The sequence below is a fragment of the Dechloromonas hankyongensis genome (assembly GCF_022012295.1).
Lineage (GTDB): Bacteria > Pseudomonadota > Gammaproteobacteria > Burkholderiales > Rhodocyclaceae > Azonexus > Azonexus hankyongensis.
Window position 1 is genome coordinate 1,272,618 of record NZ_JAKLTN010000002.1, and the last position, 17,641, is coordinate 1,290,258.

Sequence of the window (17,641 nt, forward strand, 5' to 3'; positions counted from 1 at the left end):
AAGTCATGACCCCCCATTTTCCGCTGGCCGGCATCGGCTACGGCCTGCTCGCTTACGTCATCTGGGGCTTCTTCCCGCTCTATTTCCGGCAGCTGGGCCATGTTTCCCCCATGGACATCCTGTCCAACCGCACGCTGTGGGCCTTCGTCTTCGTGGCGCTGCTGCTCACCCTCCGCCGCCGCTGGTCCAGCGTCCGCGGCCTGTTCGCCCAGCCGCGCCATGTCATCCGCCTGAGCGCTGCCGCCCTGCTGCTCGGCAGCAACTGGCTCGGCTTCCTGTGGGCCGTCGATCACCAGCAGGTCGTCGCCGCCAGCCTGGGCTATTTCCTGACCCCGCTGGTCAATGTGCTGCTCGCCCTGCTCGTGCTGAAGGAGCGCCTGAACGGCAAGGAATGGCTGGCCATCGCGCTGGCTGTCGTCGCCGTCGGCAACGAACTGGTGTCGCTCGGCACGCTGCCCTGGATATCGCTGTTCCTGGCCGCCACTTTCGGCTGCTACGGCTTGCTGCGCAAGCAGGTGCCGATCGACGCGATTTCCGGGCTGTGGCTGGAAACCCTGGCCATGCTGCCGATCTGCCTGTTCTACGCGGCCTGGCAAGGCGCCCACGGCCATGCCGTATTCACCGTGGCCGCCGATTCGAGCACGGCACTGCTCATCGGGGCCGGCATCCTGACTGCCCTGCCCCTGATGGCCTTTGCCGCCGCCACGCAGCGCCTTGATCTGGCCACCGTCGGCATGCTGATGTACATCAACCCGACCATGCAGTTCCTGACCGCCGTCTACTTGTTCGGCGAGCCGCTGCAGACCGCCCGCCTGGTCAGCTTTGCCCTGATCTGGATCGGCCTCTTCATCTTCAGCTGGAGCGCCTGGCAGAAATACCGGAAAGCCGGCTGATGTCGCGCCTTCTCCTCTACGCCATCGTTTTCATCGAAGGATTCTGCTCGCTCGGCGCCGAAGTCATCGCCCTGCGCCGGCTACTGCCCCATGTCGGCAGCTCCATCGTGGTCACCGCACCGACCATCGGCTTCTTCCTGCTCGCCCTGGCCCTCGGCTACGCTGCGGGCGCTCAGGTCAGCGCCGACTACCGCCGCATCGTCGCCCGCAACTTTCTGATCTCCGCGATGCTGGCCGGATTGGGCCTGGCCGGCCTGAGCGTGGACTGGATGTTCGCCCATCTGCAACCGGTCCTGATTGCCTACCTGTGCTTCATTGCTGCCATCCTGTGCCCCATCGCCTGGCTGCTCGGCCAGACCGTGCCTATCCTGACCAACCTGATGCAAACGCAGCGCACCGGCGAAGCGAGCGGCATGGCGCTCTACTGGTCAACGCTCGGCTCCTTCCTCGGCTCGCTCACGCTGTCGCTGGTGGTCATGCAATGGCTGGGCGTTTCCGCGGCCGTTGCCGCGTGTGCTTTCGGTTTGCTGATCGGCGTCCTGCTGCTGGCCGGCCGGCAAGCGACAGTGGTGGCGCTCGCGCTGGCCACCGCCGGCCTGGTCGCCGCCATCAACCTCCTGCATGACCTGACGGCCGACACGGCCTACGCCGACTATGTCGTAAACGCCGTCGAAATCGAGGGGCAGCAGGACGCGCGGGCCTTCATGGTCAACAAGTCGCTGGCTTCGCTGATCGATGCCAGCGAACCGCCACATTACACGCGCTACATCGAGCACCTGCGCCGGATATTGCGCGACGACCTTGGCTTCCGCGATCGGGATATCTTGGTCCTTGGCGCCGGCGGTTTCACGCTGTCGCACCGCGAGCCGGCGAACCGCTATACCTACGTCGACATCGATCCCAAAATTCGCGATGTCGCCGAACAGCACTTCCTGCACGACAATGCGCGTGGCGAATTCATCGCCGACGACGCCCGCCGCTTCATCGCCACCACGGAGCGGCGCTTCGATGCCGTGGTCGTCGATGTCTACAGCTCGCACACCTCGATTCCCGGCCACCTGGTCACCCGCGAATTCTGGAGCGGCGCCCGCCGGGTGCTGAAGGCGGACGGTGTCCTGCTCGCCAACCTGATCCTCGACGGCAAGCTGGAGACGCCCTACGCCCGCAACCTGCTGGCGACCATAGAGAGCGTTTTCGGCCGCTGCGCGGTGGATGTGCTGCACAAGGGCAAGCCGCTGGCCAATGTCGAGGTCGCCTGTTTCGCCAGCAGCCAGCCGGCGTCGGTGCAGATCTATCGCGACGAGAAGAACCGCGCCGATCTCGACCGCGCCCGTTCGCGGTAATGCGGTGCGCCGCCGGCCAGCCCCCTGACCGACGGACTATCGCGGCTCAAGCCAGCCGACGTCGCGCCTCGAACAGGCATACGCCGGCCGCCACCGAGACGTTCAGGCTCTCGACGCTGCCGTGCATGGGAATCTTGACCAACTGGTCGCAGTTTTCGCGGGTCAGGCGACGCATGCCTTCGCCTTCCGCCCCCAGCACCCAGGCGGTGGCCTTGGGCCATTCGGCAGCGTAGAGATCGCTCTCCGCCTCGCCAGCCGTGCCGATCACCCAGATGTCGCGCTCCTGCAGTTCGCGCAGCGTCCGCGCCAGATTGGTGACCATCACGTAGGGCACCGTCTCGGCAGCGCCGCAGGCTGTCTTGGCCGCCACGTCGGTCAGGCCGACTGCCCGGTCCTTGGGGGCGATGACGGCATGGACGCCGGCCGCATCGGCAACCCGCAGGCAGGCGCCGAGGTTGCGCGGATCGGTGATGCCGTCGAGCATCAGCAGGAAAGCCGGCTCCTCGAGCGTATCGAGCACGTCGTCGAGATGGGCCACCTTGCGGCCGCCCTCGATGCGCGCCACCACGCCCTGGTGCTTGCCATCCGGCGCCATGCCGTCGAGCCGCTTGCCGTCGGTGGCGATGATGCGGATATCCTGCAATTCGGCGTGCTTGAGCAGGTCGCGGGCACGGGCATCCTGACGCGTCGCATCGACCATGATTTCCTTGATCGAACCCGGATCGTGGCGGAGTTTGGAGATGACGGCGTGGAAACCGTAGATCAGACGGGAGGACATGACTGCTTTCAGAATTCAGGATGGCGGATTCTACCGCGTCGCCAGCCTCGCTCGCTAAACGGCCGGGCTTTGCCGGCCGCCTTTCAACCGTGGTCGATCAGCGCGTCGCTACGGGCCACCCAGCGAGCGAGCAACATATCGTGCAGGGAAATGTGGTTGTTGACCCAGCGCGACAGCAAGGCGTCCAGATCGCGGATGCGCGAAACGATATGCGAGGTGTCCAGCGCCGAAACGATTTCCTGGACCTTGGCGGCGATTTCGGCGTGGTCTTCCATGTGGGCCTCGCACACGTCGCGATCGACCACCTGCATCAGGGAATCGCGCATGATCGCCTCTTCGTTCTTGAAGTGATCGAGGATAAACGCGAAGACGTCGCCGAGCAGGCCGATCAGGCTGCCCTCACAGCGCTCCTGCATCGACTTGGCGCACTCGGCGCAATCCTTGAACGACAGATAATCGCCACAAACCTTGCGCAGGTTGGCAATGGCACCGATCAGAAAGCGGTGCTCGAAGTCGATCAGCTTATGCCCGGTGACCAGTTCCGGCGGCAAAGCCCCCGCTTCCAGCCAATGACCGACGGCATCCGATAACGAATCGACAGAACCGCCTCTCATGTCATGAATCGGCACGCTCCGCAGTTTCGTCATGGCCACCCCGCTATTTGGATAACGCGGTATTTTAATTCGAAACGGATGAAATATGCTCAACGGGATACAGTTTTTGAATATCTAACCGTTAATGACTAATCAGGGCATGCGAGAGCAAGATGCTTAAGGAAAACCAGAAACGTTGGGGCGTCGATCAATGGGCTGCCTACCTGAGCAACCATGATCTCCCTTGCATGCGGCGCTCGAAAACCCGCCTGCTTGAACTGGAAGCCGAGCGCGGGGAAAAATTATCGGCGCGCGACCTTGCCGACATCGCTGCCGCCGATCCTTTCCTGTGCCTTCGCCTGCTCCGGGAGGCCGAAGCGCATCGCGTGCAGCGCCTGGGGCACGAAACCACGACGCCGCTCGCCACGGTCATGCAGTTGGGTAGCGATACCGTCCACCAACTGCTGTTGAATTGCCCGGAAACCGATGAAACGAATGCCGGCCTGGCCGAATGCGAGGCGCGTGCGCACCTGGCCAGCCGCCTGGCGCTGCGCTGGGGAAGCGCGCGCGCCGACGTGTCGCCGGACGAGGTGGCCATGGCTGCCCTGTTATCGGAAATCGGCGAATTGCTGCTCTGGTCCTTTGCCCCCGACCTGCCATTGAACGCCCTCGCCGCGCTGCACTCCGGGCATTCCTCCCGCTCGCTGCAGGCTCAGGTCGATACCTGCGGCTTCCGCTTCAAGGACCTGACCCTGAAATGCGCCACCATATGGCATCTGCCGTCGCTGCTCACGCAATTGATCCGCGGCATCGACAACACCCGGGCCAATTTGTCGCGCCTGTGCATCGACACGGCCCGCCACATCCTGACCGAGGGCGGCAGCAGCCCCGCCCTGCCGTCGGATATCGCCGAAGCCGGGCAGATCATTCCCGGCACCAGCCTGGCGTGGCTCGCCGAGCAACTGCCCGGCCTGGACGAAACGCACATCGCCGGCATCGTTGCCAAGGCGGAAGACCTGCTCAATCCCAGCCATCCGTAGCGACGCGCAAGTCCTGGGTCAGCGCTGTTTGGCGGGCTGCTTGCGCGACGGTTTCGCTGCCACAGCCTTGGTCCGTCCGGCAGTCGGCTTGGCAGCGCCGGCCTTGGCGGACACTTTGGCCGATTTCGCCTTGGCTTTCGGTTTAGCTGCTGGCTTGGCTGCCGGTTTGATTGCCCGTTTTGCCGCTGGTTTGGCGGCAGGTTTGGCCACCGGCTTCACCATCGCCGCCGGTATTTTGGCACTGTCCGCCTTGGGCGCGGCTTTGCGGCCGGCCAGCCGGCGTTCGTCCTGGGCCAGCACGAAATCGATCCGGTTCGATTCAAGATCGGCCCTGACCAGCTTGACGCGCACCCGGTCGCCCAGACGGAAACGCTGGCCGGTCCGTTCGCCCAGCATCTGGTGCTTGATGTTGTCGAACTGGAAATAATCCGACCCCAGTTCGGACACATGCACCAGGCCTTCGATGTAGATCGCGTCGAGCGCCACGAAAATGCCGAAGGCGGTCACCGCCGAGATCGTACCGTCGAACTCCTCGCCGATGCGCTCCTTCATGAAGAAACATTTCAGCCAGTTCTCGACGTCGCGCGTCGCCTCGTCGGCACGGCGCTCGGTGGCCGAACATTGCAGGCCGATATCGTCCCATTCGCGCTCCGGCACGTATTTCTCACCTTCCAGCACGGCCTTGATGGCGCGATGGACCAGCAAGTCGGGATAGCGCCGGATGGGCGAAGTGAAGTGGGTGTAATGGTCGTAGGCAAGGCCGAAGTGACCGACGTTGTCCGGGCTATACATCGCCTGCTTCAGCGAACGCAGCATCACCGTCTGCAGCAGTTGGAAGTCCGGTCTCTGCTTTACCTTCTCGAGCAGGATGCCGTAATCCTTAGCGCGCGGATCGTCACCGCCACCCAGGGCGAGACCGAATTCGCCGAGAAAGGCGCGCAGGTTCTTCAGTTTGTCCTCGGACGGGCCTTCGTGGACGCGATACAGGCAGATCTGCTTGTGCTTCTCGAGGAAAGCCGAGGCACACACGTTGGCGGCCAGCATGCACTCCTCGATGATGCGGTGGGCGTCGTTACGCACGACGGGCACGATGTTCTCGATCTTGCCCTGGTCGTTGAACAGCATCATCGTCTCGGTCGTCTCGAAATCGATGGCGCCGCGCTCGGCCCGTGCCTTGTGCAGCGCGCCGAAAAGCTTGTAGAGATTCTGCACGTGCGGCAGAACGGCCTGATGCGCCTCGGTTTCGGGCTTTTTTTCACCAGACAGCCAGGACCACACCAGGTTGTAGGTCAGTCGGGCATGCGAGCGGAAGACGGCAGGATAAAAACGGTACTTGCCGATCTTGCCCGCCGCGCTGATGTCCATGTCGCACACCATGGCCATCCGCTCGACATCCGGATTCAGCGAACAGATGCCGTTCGACAGCTTTTCCGGCAGCATGGGGATGACCCTGCGCGGGAAATAGACTGAATTGCCGCGCTCCAGCGCCTCACGGTCGAGCGCCATGCCCGGCTTGACGTAATGCGACACGTCGGCGATGGCCACCACCAGCCGCCAGCCGCGCCCCTTCTTTTCACAGAACACGGCATCGTCGAAATCGCGTGCCGTCTCGCCGTCGATGGTGACCAGCGGCAATTCACGCAAATCCTCTCTGCCCTTCAGGTCGGTCTTGCGCACCTTGTCCGGCAGTTTCTTGTTCTCTTCCAGCGCTGCCCGTGAAAATTCGAAGGGCAGGTCATGCTTGCGCAGGGCGATCTCGATCTCCATGCCGGGATCGGCATAGTTGCCGAGCACTTCGATGATCTTGCCGATCGGCTGCGAATACTTGCTCGGCTGCTCGATGATCTCGACCATCACCACCTGCCCGGACAGCGGCTTGTCCTTGGCCTTCTTTTCCGGCGGCACCAGGATGTCCTGTGAAATGCGCTTGTTCTCGGGCACCACGACCACCACGCCATGCTCGACGAAAACCCGGCCGACCACGCGCGTATTCACCCGCTCGGTCACTTCGACGATGCTGCCCTCCGGACGCCCCTTGCGGTCGATGCCGGTGACCCGGACCAGCGCCCGGTCGCCATGCAGCACCTTGCCCATCTGGTGCTGGTCGAGAAAGATGTCGGCACTGCCGTCATCGGGAATCAGGAAGCCGTACCCGTCCGGATGGCCCTGGATCTTGCCCGGCGTCAGGCTGGCCCGCTCGGGCAGGATGTAAGCGCCCTTGCGGTTGCGCATAAGCTGCCCTTCGCGCTCCATGGCCCCCAGGCGGCGCTGGAACATCTCGCGCTCGCTGCCGGCGATATCGAGCAATTCGGTCAGTTCGATGAAACTGAGCGGCCGCCCCTCATCGGCCAGCATTTGCGAAACATACTCGCGCGACGGCAGGGGGAAGTCGTAGCGCGCCGACTCGCGCTCGAAAAATGGATCGGCCCGACGGACCTTGGACAGCTTCTTTCTTGACATTAACGGTATTTCCTCTAGAATGCGCGCTCTTCGCACCTGTGCCCAGGTGGCGGAATTGGTAGACGCACTAGTTTCAGGTACTAGCGGGTAACTCCGTGGGGGTTCGAGTCCCTTCCTGGGCACCAGCGATTTTTGATTGAAGGCTTCGAGCGATCGAAGCCTTTTTTCTTTTCGGCTCCCGCCGAACGGCTGACCGAATTGTCTCACAGCGTCCGCAAAAATCCCGAATGCAATCTCTGTGCGAAAAATGTTTACAGCGGGCGAAAATCATGTAAAATGCGCGCTCTTCGCACCTGTGCCCAGGTGGCGGAATTGGTAGACGCACTAGTTTCAGGTACTAGCGGGTAACTCCGTGGGGGTTCGAGTCCCTTCCTGGGCACCAGCGATTTTGATTGAAGGCTTCGAGCGATCGAAGCCTTTTTTCATTTCTGCGCATGGCATTCCCGTACCCCGCCGACCGCTGTAACAATTGCTAACAGAAGCGTACACAGCATCGGTAATCGCCCCCCTGCCATGACGCGTTATTCGGCTTGTTCCAACGACAATCACGAGCCGAATCATGAAAAAGACTGCCACCCTCTGCCTAGCTGCCGCCCTTGCCATGACCGTCAACACGTCGGCACAGGCCGACTGGGGGCGCCACCGCGGCGATTTCCGCCCGCCGATGCACGAACACCATCACGGCGGCGGCAGTTGGGTAGGCCCGGCTGCCGTGCTGGCCATCGCCGGCCTGGCCATCGGCGCCGCCGCCTACAGCAACGCCTACGCGCAACCGGCGCCGGTCTATAGCGCACCGGTGTACGTCCCTCCTGCCCCGGTTTACAGCGCCCCTCCAGCGCGTAGTGACGTCTGGTACTACTGCGGCTCGTCCGATCAGTACTACCCCTACACCAACGCCTGCCCGGAAGGCTGGCAGGCCGTCCCGGCCCGCTAAAAACAAAACGGGCCCGCCGGGCCCGTTATTCATTGCCTCCGCTGAATGCGGATTACTTGAACGGATGCTGCTTGAGGATGGTCTCGTCGCGCTCCGGACCGGTCGACACGATGGCGATCGGCACTTCGCACAGCTGTTCCAGACGATTCAGGTAGGCCTGAGCATTGACCGGCAGGTCTTCCCAGCGCTTGACGCGGAAGGTGGTGCCCTCCCAGCCCGGCATCGTCTCGTAGATGGGCACGCAACGCGCCACATCATCGGCCCCAATTGGCAGCAGGTCGACCACCTTGTCGCCAAGCTGGTAGCCAGTGCAGATCTTGATTTCCTTCAGACCATCGAGCACGTCCAGCTTGGTGATGCACAGCCCGGTCAGGCCGTTGATGCGGGCCGAACGGCGCAGCAGGGCGGCGTCGAACCAGCCGCAACGGCGCTTGCGCCCGGTCACCGTGCCGAATTCCTTGCCGACGCTGAACATCTGGTGGCCCGGCGTACCTTCGGTGTCGATATCCAGCTCGCTCGGGAACGGACCGCCACCAACGCGGGTGCAGTAGGCCTTGGTGATACCCAGCACGTAATGCAGCATGCCCGGGCCGATACCGGCGCCGGCTGCCGCCTGGCCGGCCACGCAGTTCGACGAGGTGACGAACGGATAGGTGCCGTGGTCGATGTCGAGCAGGGTGCCCTGGGCGCCTTCGAACAGCATGTTCTGACCGGCCTTGTTGGCATCGTAGAGCGCCGCGGAGACGTCAACAACCAGCGGCTTGATGTATTCGGCATCGGCCATCGCCTGGTCGTAGACCATCTGGAAATCGACCGGATCGGCCTTGAAGTACTGGGTCAGCACGAAATTGTGATATTCGAGGACTTCCTTCAGCTTCTCGGCAAAGCGCTCCGGATGGAACAGGTCATAGACGCGCAGGCCGCGGCGGGAAACCTTGTCCTCGTAAGTCGGGCCGATGCCCTTGCCGGTCGTACCGATCTTCTTGTCGGCGCACTTGGCGCCCTCGCGAGCCTTGTCGATGGCCGAATGGTACGGCAGGATGATCGGACATCCCGGGCTGATCTTCAGGCGTGAACGAACGTCGATACCGCCCTTTTCCAGTTCGGCGATTTCGGAAATCAGGTGATGGATGTCGAGCACGACACCGTTGCCGATGTAGCAATCGACGCCGTCACGCACGATGCCGGACGGCACCAGGTTCAGCTTGTAGACGTTTTCGCCGACAACCAGGGTATGGCCGGCATTGTGGCCGCCTTGGAAACGCACGACCCCGCTGGCGTGATCGGTCAGCCAGTCGACGATCTTGCCCTTACCCTCGTCGCCCCACTGGGTGCCCACCACGATGACATTCTTGGCCATTTTTTAGTCCTCTTGTATTGCTTCAATAATCCAGTGTTCGCCGACCAGCGCCAGTTTGCGGTCGCAGAACGGCCCCTCGCAGGCAGTTTCGCCCGGCAAGAGTTCGACGACGATCTCCCCCTGCTCGCGCAGGGTCGCGATATGGGTTGCCAGTCGTACATCCTTGCCGACATGCGGCGCCAGGATGGCGCCGACGCTCTTGCCGGCCGGCACCAGGCGCGCGACTTCGCGCAGGTCCATCGAGAAGCCGGTGGCGGGACGCGCCCGCCCGAACGCCTTGCCGGCACCATCGTAACGCCCGCCGAGGGCGATCGCCGCCGGGTATCCATCGCAGTAGGCGGCGAAAACCACCCCGTTGTGATAGTGGTAACCGCGCAGGTCAGAAAGGTCGATCGAGAACGGCAGCTCCGACGCCCCGGCCAGCAGATGGCGCAAGCCATTCAGCGCTTCGGTAATCGCCGGCAAAGCAGGCAGTTCAGCCGCCGCTCGGTCGAGAACCTCTACGCCACCGTAGAGTTGCGGCAAACGCTGCAGCGCCTCGCGGTACGGCGACGGGACGTCGGCGCAGGCGTCGATCAGGCCCGGCACATCCTTGGCCTGGAGCAGGCTGAGCAGGTTGTCCTCGGCCTCCTGAGGCAAGCCGGCCGCTTCGGCCAGGGCGCGGAAGATACCGACATGCCCGAGATCGATACGGCTGAGCGGCAGCTTGATTTTGTCAAAGGCGCCTGCCATCAAACGCACGACCTCCAGATCGGCCGCGATGCCGGCATAGCCGTAGAGTTCGGCGCCGATCTGCAAGGGCTCGCGACTGGCGGAGATCGTTGCCGGCAAGGTATGCAGCACGCTATCGCAGTAGCACAGGCGGGTGACGCCCTGATGGTTGAGCAGGTGCGCATCGATGCGCGCGGCCTGCGGCGTGATATCGGCACGTACGCCCAGCGTGCGGCCAGTCAATTGATCAATGAGCTTGAAGGTGCGCAGCTTGAGGTCTTGCCCGGCCCCGGTGAGGAGCGATTCAAGGTATTCCAGCATGGGCGGCATGACCAGTTCGAAACCGCGACTGCGGAAGTGGTCAAGCACCGTGCGGCGCAAACGCTCGATGCGGGCCGCCTCGGCGGGCAGTGCATCGGCCAGGTATTCAGGTAACAGCCAGTTCATGAGAAAAGCATCAGAAGGATCAGGCCGATCAGCATCGACGTCAGGCCGACGAAGCGGATCTGCCCATCCGAAAATTGAGTAAGACGGCGAAAGGTTTCACGCCATGCCGCCGGCGCAATGAAAGGCATGGCGCCTTCGAGCACCAGCATCAGCGCGAAGGCGAGGAGCAGCGTAGACGTCATTTGCCCTTGTCGTTGCCACGCCCGGCACTCTTCATGTACTTGAAGAATTCGGAACCCGGTTCGACGACCAGCACGTCGTTCCGGCTCTTGAAGCTGCCGCGATAGGCTTCAAGGCTGCGGTAGAAGGCGTAGAACTCCGCATTCTGGCCAAAAGCCTGGGCATAGGTATTGGTCGCCTTGGCATCGCCCTCGCCCTTGATCTTCTGGGCATCGCGGTAGGCTTCGGCGACGATGATTTCGCGCTGGCGGTCGGCATCGGCACGGATCTTCTCGGCCTCGGCAGAACCTTCGGAACGCAACTCGTTGGCGACCCGCTTGCGCTCGGCTTCCATGCGGCGATAGACCGCTTCGCTGACCTCGGTCGGCAGCTCGACGCGCTTCAGGCGGACGTCGACGATCTGGACGCCGATCTTGCGCGCATCGGCATCGGCCTTTTCGCGCATCTTGTCCATGATCTTCTCACGTTCGCCGGACACCACGTCATGCACCGTCCGCTTGCCGAATTCTTCGCGCAAACCGGCGTTGACCGTCTGGTTCAGACGCGTCTTGGCACGCGACTCGTCGCCGCCCACCGAAATGTAGTACAGCTTGGGATCGACGATGCGCCACTTGATGTAGGAGTCGACCAGCACGTTCTTCTTCTCGGAGGTGATGAAACGCTCCGGTTCGGCATTGTCCAGCGTAATGATGCGCTTCTCAAAATAGCGCACGTTCTGAACCATCGGCACCTTGAAATAGAGGCCCGGTTCAGCAATCGCCCGCTTGACTTCACCGAGCTGGAAAACCACGGCGTACTGGCGTTGATCGACGGTAAACATCGACATCGCCAGAATGACCAGAACGGTCGCGGCCAGCGCGCCCAACAGATTGATGCGCGAGCTCATCAACGGCCCTCCCGATCACGCGAACGCAACGAACCGTCGCGCGAAGTAGACGAATACGAACCACCACCGACCTTAGGCGCATTTTCCATCTGCGGCGGCGCATCGGACGACAGGGGGGCCGATGGGCGGGCCGTCGACGGGGCGACCGACGCTTCCGGTGCCGCCTGGGCGGCGGTGGCGGCAGCGGTAGCCTGCATCAGCTTGTCGAGCGGCAGGTAAAGCAGGTTGCCCTGCCCCTTGGCATCCACGAGAACCTTGCTGGTATTGGCGAAAATCTGCTGCATGGTATCCAGGTACATGCGCTGACGCGTCACTTCCGGCGCCTTGGCGTATTCGGTCACCACCTGCTTGAAGCGCGAGGCATCGCCCTCGGCCGTCGAAATGACGCGCTGCTTGTAACCGTCGGCTTCCTGCAGCAGGCGTGCCGCCGTACCCTTGGCCTTGGGGATCACGTCGTTGGCATAGGCCTGGCCTTCGTTCTTCTGGCGCTCGCGATCCTGGCCGGCCTTGACAGCGTCGTCGAAAGCAGCCTGGACCTGCTCCGGAGGCTGGGCGTTCTGCATGGTGACCTTGGAAATCAGGATGCCGCTTTGGTAGCGATCCAGGATGTCCTGCATCAGCTTGGCCGCCTGGGTGGCGATCTGCTCGCGACCTTCATACAGTACGTAGTCCATCTTGCTCTTGCCGACGATTTCGCGGACTGCGGTTTCGGCGGCGCCCATCACCGCTTCGTCGGTCGACCGGTTGTTGAACAGGTAATCGACCGGATCCTTGAGGACATACTGAACGGCGAACTGGATGTTCACGATGTTTTCGTCATCGGTGAGCATCAGCGCTTCCTTGAGCACCTTGTTGCGCTCGCTACCCCGGTAACCGATTTCGATGGTACGCACGCCGGTCAGGTTGACCAGTTCGTGCGACTGGATCGGATAAGGCAGGCGCCAGCGCAGGCCGGGCTCGGTCGCTTCCTTGAAACTGCCGAACTGAAGGACCAGACCGCGTTGCGAGGCATCGACGATATAGAAGCCGGAAGCCAGCCAGACAATCGCTGCCAAACCGAGCAGCAGCCCGATACCGCCGCCCAGGAAGCGCGGATTGAAATCAATCTGCGGCATGCGCGGACCGTCGCCGCTGCCATTTCCGCCGCCACCGCCGCCGCGCTTGTTACCGAACATGCCATTCAGCCGGCGGTTGAAATCGCGCCAGAGATCTTCCAGATCGGGGGGGCCGTCATTAGGGCGACGCGGGCCGTTGCTGCCCGGTTTGTCACCGTCATCACCACCACGGTTGCCCCACTGCGGGTCATTGAGCGACATGAAAATACCTATGGTCGGAATCATGAATATCGGGGTCAATTAATATAGTCGTTTTGAGCTTCGCGTTCAGCCTGGTCCAACGCTTTCTGTCGGGCCTCGGCCTTGGCGCGCGCATATTCGGCCAACGATTCGCGCAGCAGATCGAGCCCTTCACCTGACCGTGCACTGACACGAACGCGCGCGATATTACCATACTCGTCCGCCTCGACTCCCGGCGAAGCTTCGGTCAGGTCGATCTTGTTCCAGACCACGACCTGCCGAACGCGATCGGCGCCAATTTCCGCCAGCACCTTGTTGACCTCACTCATCTGCTCATCCCGGGCATGACTGGCACTATCGACCACGTGCAACAGGACATCGGCATCGGTCGCGGCTTCCAGTGTCGCATGAAACGCATCGACCAGTGAGTGCGGCAGGTCACGTATAAAACCGACGGTATCGGAAATGACGATATTGCCGGCTCCCGCGATCCACAGTTTGCGCGACGTCGTATCGAGCGTGGCAAACAACTGGTCCGCCGCGTACACGCCGGCATGAGTCAGGGCATTGAACAGCGTGGATTTCCCGGCGTTGGTATAGCCGACCAGGGAGACGCTGAGCACGTCGCCCCGCATCCGGGCCTTGCGCTGCACACCGCGCTGGCGGGTCAGTTTGGCCAGCCTATCCTTCAGCAACTTGACGCGGTTGCCGAGCAGGCGACGGTCAGTTTCCAGCTGCTTTTCACCCGGGCCGCGCATGCCGATACCGCCGCGCTGCCGTTCAAGGTGAGTCCAGCCGCGCACCAGCCGGGTAGACAAATGCTCGAGCTGGGCCAGTTCGACCTGCAACTTGCCCTCGGCACTGGAAGCGCGCAAGGCGAAGATATCGAGGATCAGGCTGGTGCGGTCGATGACCCGGCACTTCAGTGCCCGCTCCAGATTGCGCTGCTGCGCCGGCGATAGATCGTGGTTGAAGATAACCAGATCGGCGTCACCGGCCGCCAGCATGGCACCGATTTCATCGACCTTGCCCTTGCCGGCATAGGTCTTGGGGTCGGGGCTCTGGCGACGCCCGTAAACCTCGGCTACCACGATGCCGCCCGCCGATTCGGCGAGCAGGCGGACTTCTTCCAGTTGATCCTCGAGATCGGGCTGGCCGAAGTCGAGCTGAACGATCACCGCGCGTTCACCGGCGGCGGGTCGTTCAATCATGGGCGTTTCCGGGAGAGAGAAGCGCAACCCCGCCAGAACGGCGGGGCGCTGAACAGGGGCAGATTATTCGGCCGCCTGTTCCTGCTGGAGGTTGACCGGACGGGCCGGCACCACCGTGGAAATGGCGTGCTTGTAAACCATCTGGGTAACCGTGTTCTTGAGAAGAACGACGTATTGGTCGAAAGACTCGACCTGGCCCTGCAGTTTGATGCCGTTCACCAGATAAATAGACACTGGCACATGTTCGCGACGAAGCGCGTTGAGGAAGGGGTCTTGTAACAGTTGCCCTTTGTTGCTCATGGTGTGGACTCCATGGTGGTAGTTGTTATGAGGGTCCTAATGTACCCAAATTCAGGGGGTGATGCCAAAAAATTTGCAGATTATTTCTTGTCTTTGTCGGCAAACGGGTTCTTCGCCGCCACAAACTGGATACGCAACGGCGTTCCCTGCAACTTGAACGCTTCGCGGAAAGTGTGTTCGAGATAACGGCGATAGCTGTCGGTGATATGGTCGACCGCATTGCCGTGCACCACGATGATCGGCGGATTGGAACCGCCCTGGTGGGCGTAGCGCGGCTTCGGCCGGAACATGTTGTGCTTGGCCGGCGCCTGCTTGGCCACGGCATCGATCAGCACGCGCGTCAGGCGCGGCGTGGACATCTTGGCCATGGCTGCCGAATAGGCGGCATCAACCGACTTGAAGAGATTACCCAAGCCGATGTTCTCAAGCGCCGAGACGAAGTGGAACTTGGCGAAATCGAGGAATTTCAGCTTGCGCTGCAGGATCTGGCGGGTCTGTTCGCGGGTGTAGGCATCCAGACCATCCCACTTGTTGACCGCGACGACCAGCGCCCGCCCCGATTGCACGATGAAATCGGCGATGTGCGCATCCTGATCGGAGACGTCAGCCTGGGCATCGACCATCAGGATCACGACATTGGCGCCTTCAATGGACTTCAGCGTCTTGACCACCGAGAACTTCTCGATCGCCTCGAAAACCTTGCCCCGCTTGCGCATGCCGGCGGTATCGACGAGCACGTACTTACGGCCGCCGCGCTCGAAATCGATTTCGATGGAATCGCGGGTGGTGCCCGGCGCATCGAAGGCGATGACGCGCTCTTCGCCGAGCAGGGTGTTGATCAGGGTCGACTTGCCGACGTTCGGGCGGCCGACGATGGCGACGCGTACCGCATCGGAATGCCATTCGTCGTCTTCCGGCTCGGGAAAGCTCTCGAGGGCCATTTCGACCAGCCCGCGCACGCCTTCGCCGTGGGCGGCGGAAATGGCATTCGGTTCACCCAGGCCCAGTTCATGGAAATCGGCCTCGACCATGCCGGCATTCATGCCTTCGGCCTTGTTGACCGCGACGAAGACCGGGCGGTCGATGCGGCGCAGCTTGTTGGCGATTTCCTTGTCGTGCGGCGTCAGGCCGGTACGGCCATCGACTACGAAAATGATGGCGTCGGCTTCGGCGATGGCCTGCTCGGTCTGGCGCGCCATTTCGTGCAGGATGCCCTCCTTGACCAGCGGCTCGAAACCGCCGGTATCGACCACCAGATAAGGCTTCTTGCCCAGCTTGCCGTGGCCGTAGTGACGGTCGCGGGTCAGGCCCGGCAGGTCGGCGACGATGGCGTCGCGCGACTTGGTCAGCCGGTTGAAGAGCGTGGACTTGCCGACATTGGGACGGCCAACCAGGACGAGCGTAGGTTTCATTGCACCTCGAATGCGCTCACTTCGCCACCGGTGGTCTGGACCAGGATGGAGGAACCAAGCATTTGCAGCGGCGCGCGAACCGGCGTGCCATCGGTTTTCTGGCGCGCGGCGAAGCTGCCATCATCGCGGGACAGGAAATGGACGATCCCTTCGCCGTCGGCGACAGCCACCAGGCCGCGGCGGATGGTCGGCGCCGACAGCCGGCGGCCTTTCAGCTTGTCCTGTTTCCATAGGCTGCTGCCGGACAGGCGATCCAGACCATAAACGACACCCTTGTCGTCGGTGATGAACAGATAGCGACCATCGGTGACCAGACCGCTGACCGACGAGATGTCGCGCGACCAGACCATGGCCCCGCCCTGCCCCATGTCGAAGCAGGCGACCCGGCCCTGGAAGGCGACGGCGCAGATCTGGGTGCCATCGACCAGGGGCGCGGCGACGACATCGGCCACGCGATCGAGTTCGGTCGCCCCCTTGGGAGAAGCAACGGCGCCTTCCCAGACCGGCGCACCGTTCTGCAAGGCCAGGGCGACCAGCTTGCCGCCCGGATAGCCGACGAACAGGTAGCGATCGGCGAACACCGGCGAACCGGCACTGCGCACCGACAGCGGCGGCGTCGAGCGCTGGTAGGCCCACTTGCGGCCACCATCGGCAGCATCGAACAGGAAAACCTGGTTGTCGCCGCTCTTCACGGCGACGCCATCATCACCGACCACCGGGGCGGCGAGCACTTCGCTCGACACCTTGGCTTTCCACAAAGCCTTGCCGTCATCGGCCGAGAAAGCGAGGACCTCGCCCTTCGGCGTGCCGACAACCACCAGCTTTCTGTTGGCGCCCACACCGGCCGACAGCGGCTGGCCGGCATCAATTTTCCAGATGGTCTTGCCATCCTCGATCCGGCTGACCGTACCCTTGGCGCTGGCGGCATAAACCGCGCCCTCGACCACGGCCGGGGTAAAGGCATAATCGCCCGCCTTGCCGATACTGGCCGACCAAGCGGCACGCACGTCGGCCGTCGGCTTCAGCGGCGCCAGCACCGGCATCTTGGGAGCCGAGCTGGAGAACGGGTTGATCGCGTCCAGACCATCGGAAATGGTCGCGCAACCAGCCGTCAGCAGGCCGGCGGCGATGAGCAGCAGAAGCAGGCGGCGCGACATCAGGCGGCCTCGCCCAGGCTGTCGAGCTTCTGTTGCAGCAGTTCACGACCGGCCGACGGCTTGTCGGCCGATTTGTCGAGCGCCGACTTGTAGGCGGCGCGGGCGTCGGCCTTCTTGCCCTGAGCGGTCAGCACATCGCCTTTCAGTTCCAGGAAGCGGATGTCGAATGCCGCCGCATGGCTGGACTCGAGCTGCTTCAAGGCTTCGTCGTAGGCCTGCTCGTCGAGCTGCACGGCAGCCAAGCGCAAACGGGCCAGATCGCGGATTTCATTCTTGCCGTTCTCGGCCACCCAGGCGAGTTGGGTCTTGGCGGTTTTCAGGTCGCCGGCGTCGAAGGACTGCTTGGCCGCGACCATGGCGCCCAGCGATGCGTAGGCGGTACGGCCGAACTTCTCGGCCAGTTCACCGGCCGCCGCCTTGACCTTCTGGGCGTCGCCGACGCCGGCAGCCTGCTCGAGCACGCCATAGACCGCCGCCGCCTGGGCCGACTGCCCACCCTGATACCAGTGCCAGCCCTGCCAACCGACGACGCCCAGCGAAGCGGCCATGACCACCCCGGTGACGAGGTTGCCATACATCTTCCACCAGGTTTTCAGGGTATCGATCTGTTCCTGTTCTTCGAGGTCGTAATGCGCCATGCT

The 17,641-nt window shown here is 62.8% G+C and carries 17 protein-coding genes and 2 tRNA genes; 6 read left to right on the forward strand and 13 right to left on the reverse strand.

Features of this window, described 5'->3' with window-relative positions:
• Positions 1 to 5 precede the first annotated feature (5 nt).
• Both rarD and LZ012_RS14630 read left to right on the forward strand, forming a co-directional pair.
• Positions 6 to 893 carry an EamA family transporter RarD gene (gene rarD / locus LZ012_RS14625; protein ID WP_275711563.1) on the forward strand — a complete coding sequence of 296 codons (888 nt, stop codon included), beginning with the start codon at positions 6 to 8 and terminating at the stop codon, positions 891 to 893.
• Positions 893 to 2,236 (forward strand): fused MFS/spermidine synthase, encoded by a 1,344-nt coding sequence (locus LZ012_RS14630; RefSeq protein WP_275711564.1) that lies wholly within the window; start codon positions 893 to 895, stop codon positions 2,234 to 2,236. Before rarD ends, LZ012_RS14630 begins: the two co-directional genes overlap by 1 nt.
• Before the next feature lie 46 nt (positions 2,237 to 2,282).
• Here LZ012_RS14630 and rlmB read toward each other — a convergent pair whose 3' ends face one another.
• Together rlmB and LZ012_RS14640 are read right to left on the reverse strand one after the other, a co-directional pair.
• On the reverse strand, positions 2,283 to 3,014 hold the full coding sequence (gene rlmB, locus LZ012_RS14635; RefSeq protein WP_275711565.1) for a 23S rRNA (guanosine(2251)-2'-O)-methyltransferase RlmB: 732 nt from the start codon (positions 3,012 to 3,014) through the stop codon (positions 2,283 to 2,285).
• Positions 3,015 to 3,097: 83 nt separating this feature from the next.
• Complete coding sequence (locus tag LZ012_RS14640) at positions 3,098 to 3,628, reverse strand: bacteriohemerythrin (RefSeq protein ID WP_275711566.1); 531 nt, start codon at positions 3,626 to 3,628, stop codon at positions 3,098 to 3,100.
• A gap of 152 nt (positions 3,629 to 3,780) precedes the next feature.
• On the opposite strand from LZ012_RS14640, the gene LZ012_RS14645 reads away from it, so the two are divergent.
• Positions 3,781 to 4,647 carry an HDOD domain-containing protein gene (locus LZ012_RS14645; protein ID WP_275711567.1) on the forward strand — a complete coding sequence of 289 codons (867 nt, stop codon included), beginning with the start codon at positions 3,781 to 3,783 and terminating at the stop codon, positions 4,645 to 4,647.
• Between the two features lie 18 nt (positions 4,648 to 4,665).
• Here the strand turns inward: LZ012_RS14645 and rnr are convergent, their stop codons facing one another.
• A complete protein-coding gene (rnr, locus tag LZ012_RS14650; protein WP_275711568.1) occupies positions 4,666 to 7,107 on the reverse strand; it encodes a ribonuclease R in 2,442 nt (813 codons plus the stop codon).
• A 40-nt stretch (positions 7,108 to 7,147) separates the two neighbouring features.
• Here rnr and LZ012_RS14655 point away from each other — a divergent pair.
• From LZ012_RS14655 to LZ012_RS14665, 3 genes are all read left to right on the forward strand, one after another.
• Positions 7,148 to 7,232 (forward strand) — tRNA-Leu (locus LZ012_RS14655).
• 172 nt (positions 7,233 to 7,404) lie between these two features.
• A tRNA-Leu gene (locus LZ012_RS14660) sits at positions 7,405 to 7,489 on the forward strand.
• A gap of 177 nt (positions 7,490 to 7,666) precedes the next feature.
• Complete coding sequence (locus LZ012_RS14665) at positions 7,667 to 8,041, forward strand: hypothetical protein (RefSeq protein ID WP_275711569.1); 375 nt, start codon at positions 7,667 to 7,669, stop codon at positions 8,039 to 8,041.
• Between the two features lie 52 nt (positions 8,042 to 8,093).
• On the opposite strand, the gene LZ012_RS14670 is transcribed toward LZ012_RS14665, so the two are convergent.
• The 10 genes from LZ012_RS14670 to LZ012_RS14715 all read right to left on the reverse strand — a co-directional run bounded on the left by LZ012_RS14670 (position 8,094) and on the right by LZ012_RS14715 (position 17,638).
• Entirely contained in the window at positions 8,094 to 9,401 is a 1,308-nt protein-coding gene (locus tag LZ012_RS14670) for an adenylosuccinate synthase (RefSeq protein ID WP_275711570.1), read from the reverse strand.
• 3 nt (positions 9,402 to 9,404) lie between these two features.
• Positions 9,405 to 10,559 carry an ATP phosphoribosyltransferase regulatory subunit gene (locus LZ012_RS14675; protein WP_275711571.1) on the reverse strand — a complete coding sequence of 385 codons (1,155 nt, stop codon included), beginning with the start codon at positions 10,557 to 10,559 and terminating at the stop codon, positions 9,405 to 9,407.
• The gene (locus LZ012_RS14680; RefSeq protein WP_275711572.1) at positions 10,556 to 10,741 is read right to left on the reverse strand and encodes a DUF2065 domain-containing protein; all 186 of its coding nucleotides are present in this window, start codon (positions 10,739 to 10,741) and stop codon (positions 10,556 to 10,558) included. The genes LZ012_RS14675 and LZ012_RS14680 overlap by 4 nt, the downstream gene beginning before the upstream one ends.
• Positions 10,738 to 11,625 carry a protease modulator HflC gene (gene hflC / locus LZ012_RS14685; protein WP_275711573.1) on the reverse strand — a complete coding sequence of 296 codons (888 nt, stop codon included), beginning with the start codon at positions 11,623 to 11,625 and terminating at the stop codon, positions 10,738 to 10,740. Before hflC ends, LZ012_RS14680 begins: the two co-directional genes overlap by 4 nt.
• Positions 11,625 to 12,941: an FtsH protease activity modulator HflK gene (gene hflK / locus LZ012_RS14690; RefSeq protein ID WP_275711574.1), complete on the reverse strand. Its 1,317-nt coding sequence runs from the start codon at positions 12,939 to 12,941 to the stop codon at positions 11,625 to 11,627. Before hflK ends, hflC begins: the two co-directional genes overlap by 1 nt.
• Before the next feature lie 35 nt (positions 12,942 to 12,976).
• On the reverse strand, positions 12,977 to 14,131 hold the full coding sequence (gene hflX / locus LZ012_RS14695) for a GTPase HflX (protein ID WP_275711575.1): 1,155 nt from the start codon (positions 14,129 to 14,131) through the stop codon (positions 12,977 to 12,979).
• Between the two features lie 63 nt (positions 14,132 to 14,194).
• Positions 14,195 to 14,431 (reverse strand): RNA chaperone Hfq, encoded by a 237-nt coding sequence (hfq, locus tag LZ012_RS14700; RefSeq protein WP_011288708.1) that lies wholly within the window; start codon positions 14,429 to 14,431, stop codon positions 14,195 to 14,197.
• Positions 14,432 to 14,511: 80 nt separating this feature from the next.
• Positions 14,512 to 15,843 (reverse strand): ribosome biogenesis GTPase Der, encoded by a 1,332-nt coding sequence (gene der / locus LZ012_RS14705; RefSeq protein WP_275711576.1) that lies wholly within the window; start codon positions 15,841 to 15,843, stop codon positions 14,512 to 14,514.
• A complete protein-coding gene (gene bamB / locus LZ012_RS14710; protein ID WP_275711577.1) occupies positions 15,840 to 17,000 on the reverse strand; it encodes an outer membrane protein assembly factor BamB in 1,161 nt (386 codons plus the stop codon). The genes der and bamB overlap by 4 nt, the downstream gene beginning before the upstream one ends.
• Positions 17,000 to 17,638: a YfgM family protein gene (locus LZ012_RS14715; RefSeq protein WP_275711578.1), complete on the reverse strand. Its 639-nt coding sequence runs from the start codon at positions 17,636 to 17,638 to the stop codon at positions 17,000 to 17,002. Before LZ012_RS14715 ends, bamB begins: the two co-directional genes overlap by 1 nt.
• Positions 17,639 to 17,641: the final 3 nt, after the last annotated feature.

Bases quoted from the DNA above. Each gene is read 5' to 3' on its own strand.
- rarD (WP_275711563.1), top strand. From the start codon at position 6: ATGACCCCCCATTTTCCGCTGGCCGGCATCGGCTACGGCCTGCTCGCT.
- LZ012_RS14630 (WP_275711564.1), top strand. From the start codon at position 893: ATGTCGCGCCTTCTCCTCTACGCCATCGTTTTCATCGAAGGATTCTGC.
- rlmB (WP_275711565.1), bottom strand. From the start codon at position 3,014: ATGTCCTCCCGTCTGATCTACGGTTTCCACGCCGTCATCTCCAAACTC.
- LZ012_RS14640 (WP_275711566.1), bottom strand. From the start codon at position 3,628: ATGAGAGGCGGTTCTGTCGATTCGTTATCGGATGCCGTCGGTCATTGG.
- LZ012_RS14645 (WP_275711567.1), top strand. From the start codon at position 3,781: ATGCTTAAGGAAAACCAGAAACGTTGGGGCGTCGATCAATGGGCTGCC.
- rnr (WP_275711568.1), bottom strand. From the start codon at position 7,107: ATGTCAAGAAAGAAGCTGTCCAAGGTCCGTCGGGCCGATCCATTTTTC.
- LZ012_RS14665 (WP_275711569.1), top strand. From the start codon at position 7,667: ATGAAAAAGACTGCCACCCTCTGCCTAGCTGCCGCCCTTGCCATGACC.
- LZ012_RS14670 (WP_275711570.1), bottom strand. From the start codon at position 9,401: ATGGCCAAGAATGTCATCGTGGTGGGCACCCAGTGGGGCGACGAGGGT.
- LZ012_RS14675 (WP_275711571.1), bottom strand. From the start codon at position 10,559: ATGAACTGGCTGTTACCTGAATACCTGGCCGATGCACTGCCCGCCGAG.
- LZ012_RS14680 (WP_275711572.1), bottom strand. From the start codon at position 10,741: ATGACGTCTACGCTGCTCCTCGCCTTCGCGCTGATGCTGGTGCTCGAA.
- hflC (WP_275711573.1), bottom strand. From the start codon at position 11,625: ATGAGCTCGCGCATCAATCTGTTGGGCGCGCTGGCCGCGACCGTTCTG.
- hflK (WP_275711574.1), bottom strand. From the start codon at position 12,941: ATGTCGCTCAATGACCCGCAGTGGGGCAACCGTGGTGGTGATGACGGT.
- hflX (WP_275711575.1), bottom strand. From the start codon at position 14,131: ATGATTGAACGACCCGCCGCCGGTGAACGCGCGGTGATCGTTCAGCTC.
- hfq (WP_011288708.1), bottom strand. From the start codon at position 14,431: ATGAGCAACAAAGGGCAACTGTTACAAGACCCCTTCCTCAACGCGCTT.
- der (WP_275711576.1), bottom strand. From the start codon at position 15,843: ATGAAACCTACGCTCGTCCTGGTTGGCCGTCCCAATGTCGGCAAGTCC.
- bamB (WP_275711577.1), bottom strand. From the start codon at position 17,000: ATGTCGCGCCGCCTGCTTCTGCTGCTCATCGCCGCCGGCCTGCTGACG.
- LZ012_RS14715 (WP_275711578.1), bottom strand. From the start codon at position 17,638: ATGGCGCATTACGACCTCGAAGAACAGGAACAGATCGATACCCTGAAA.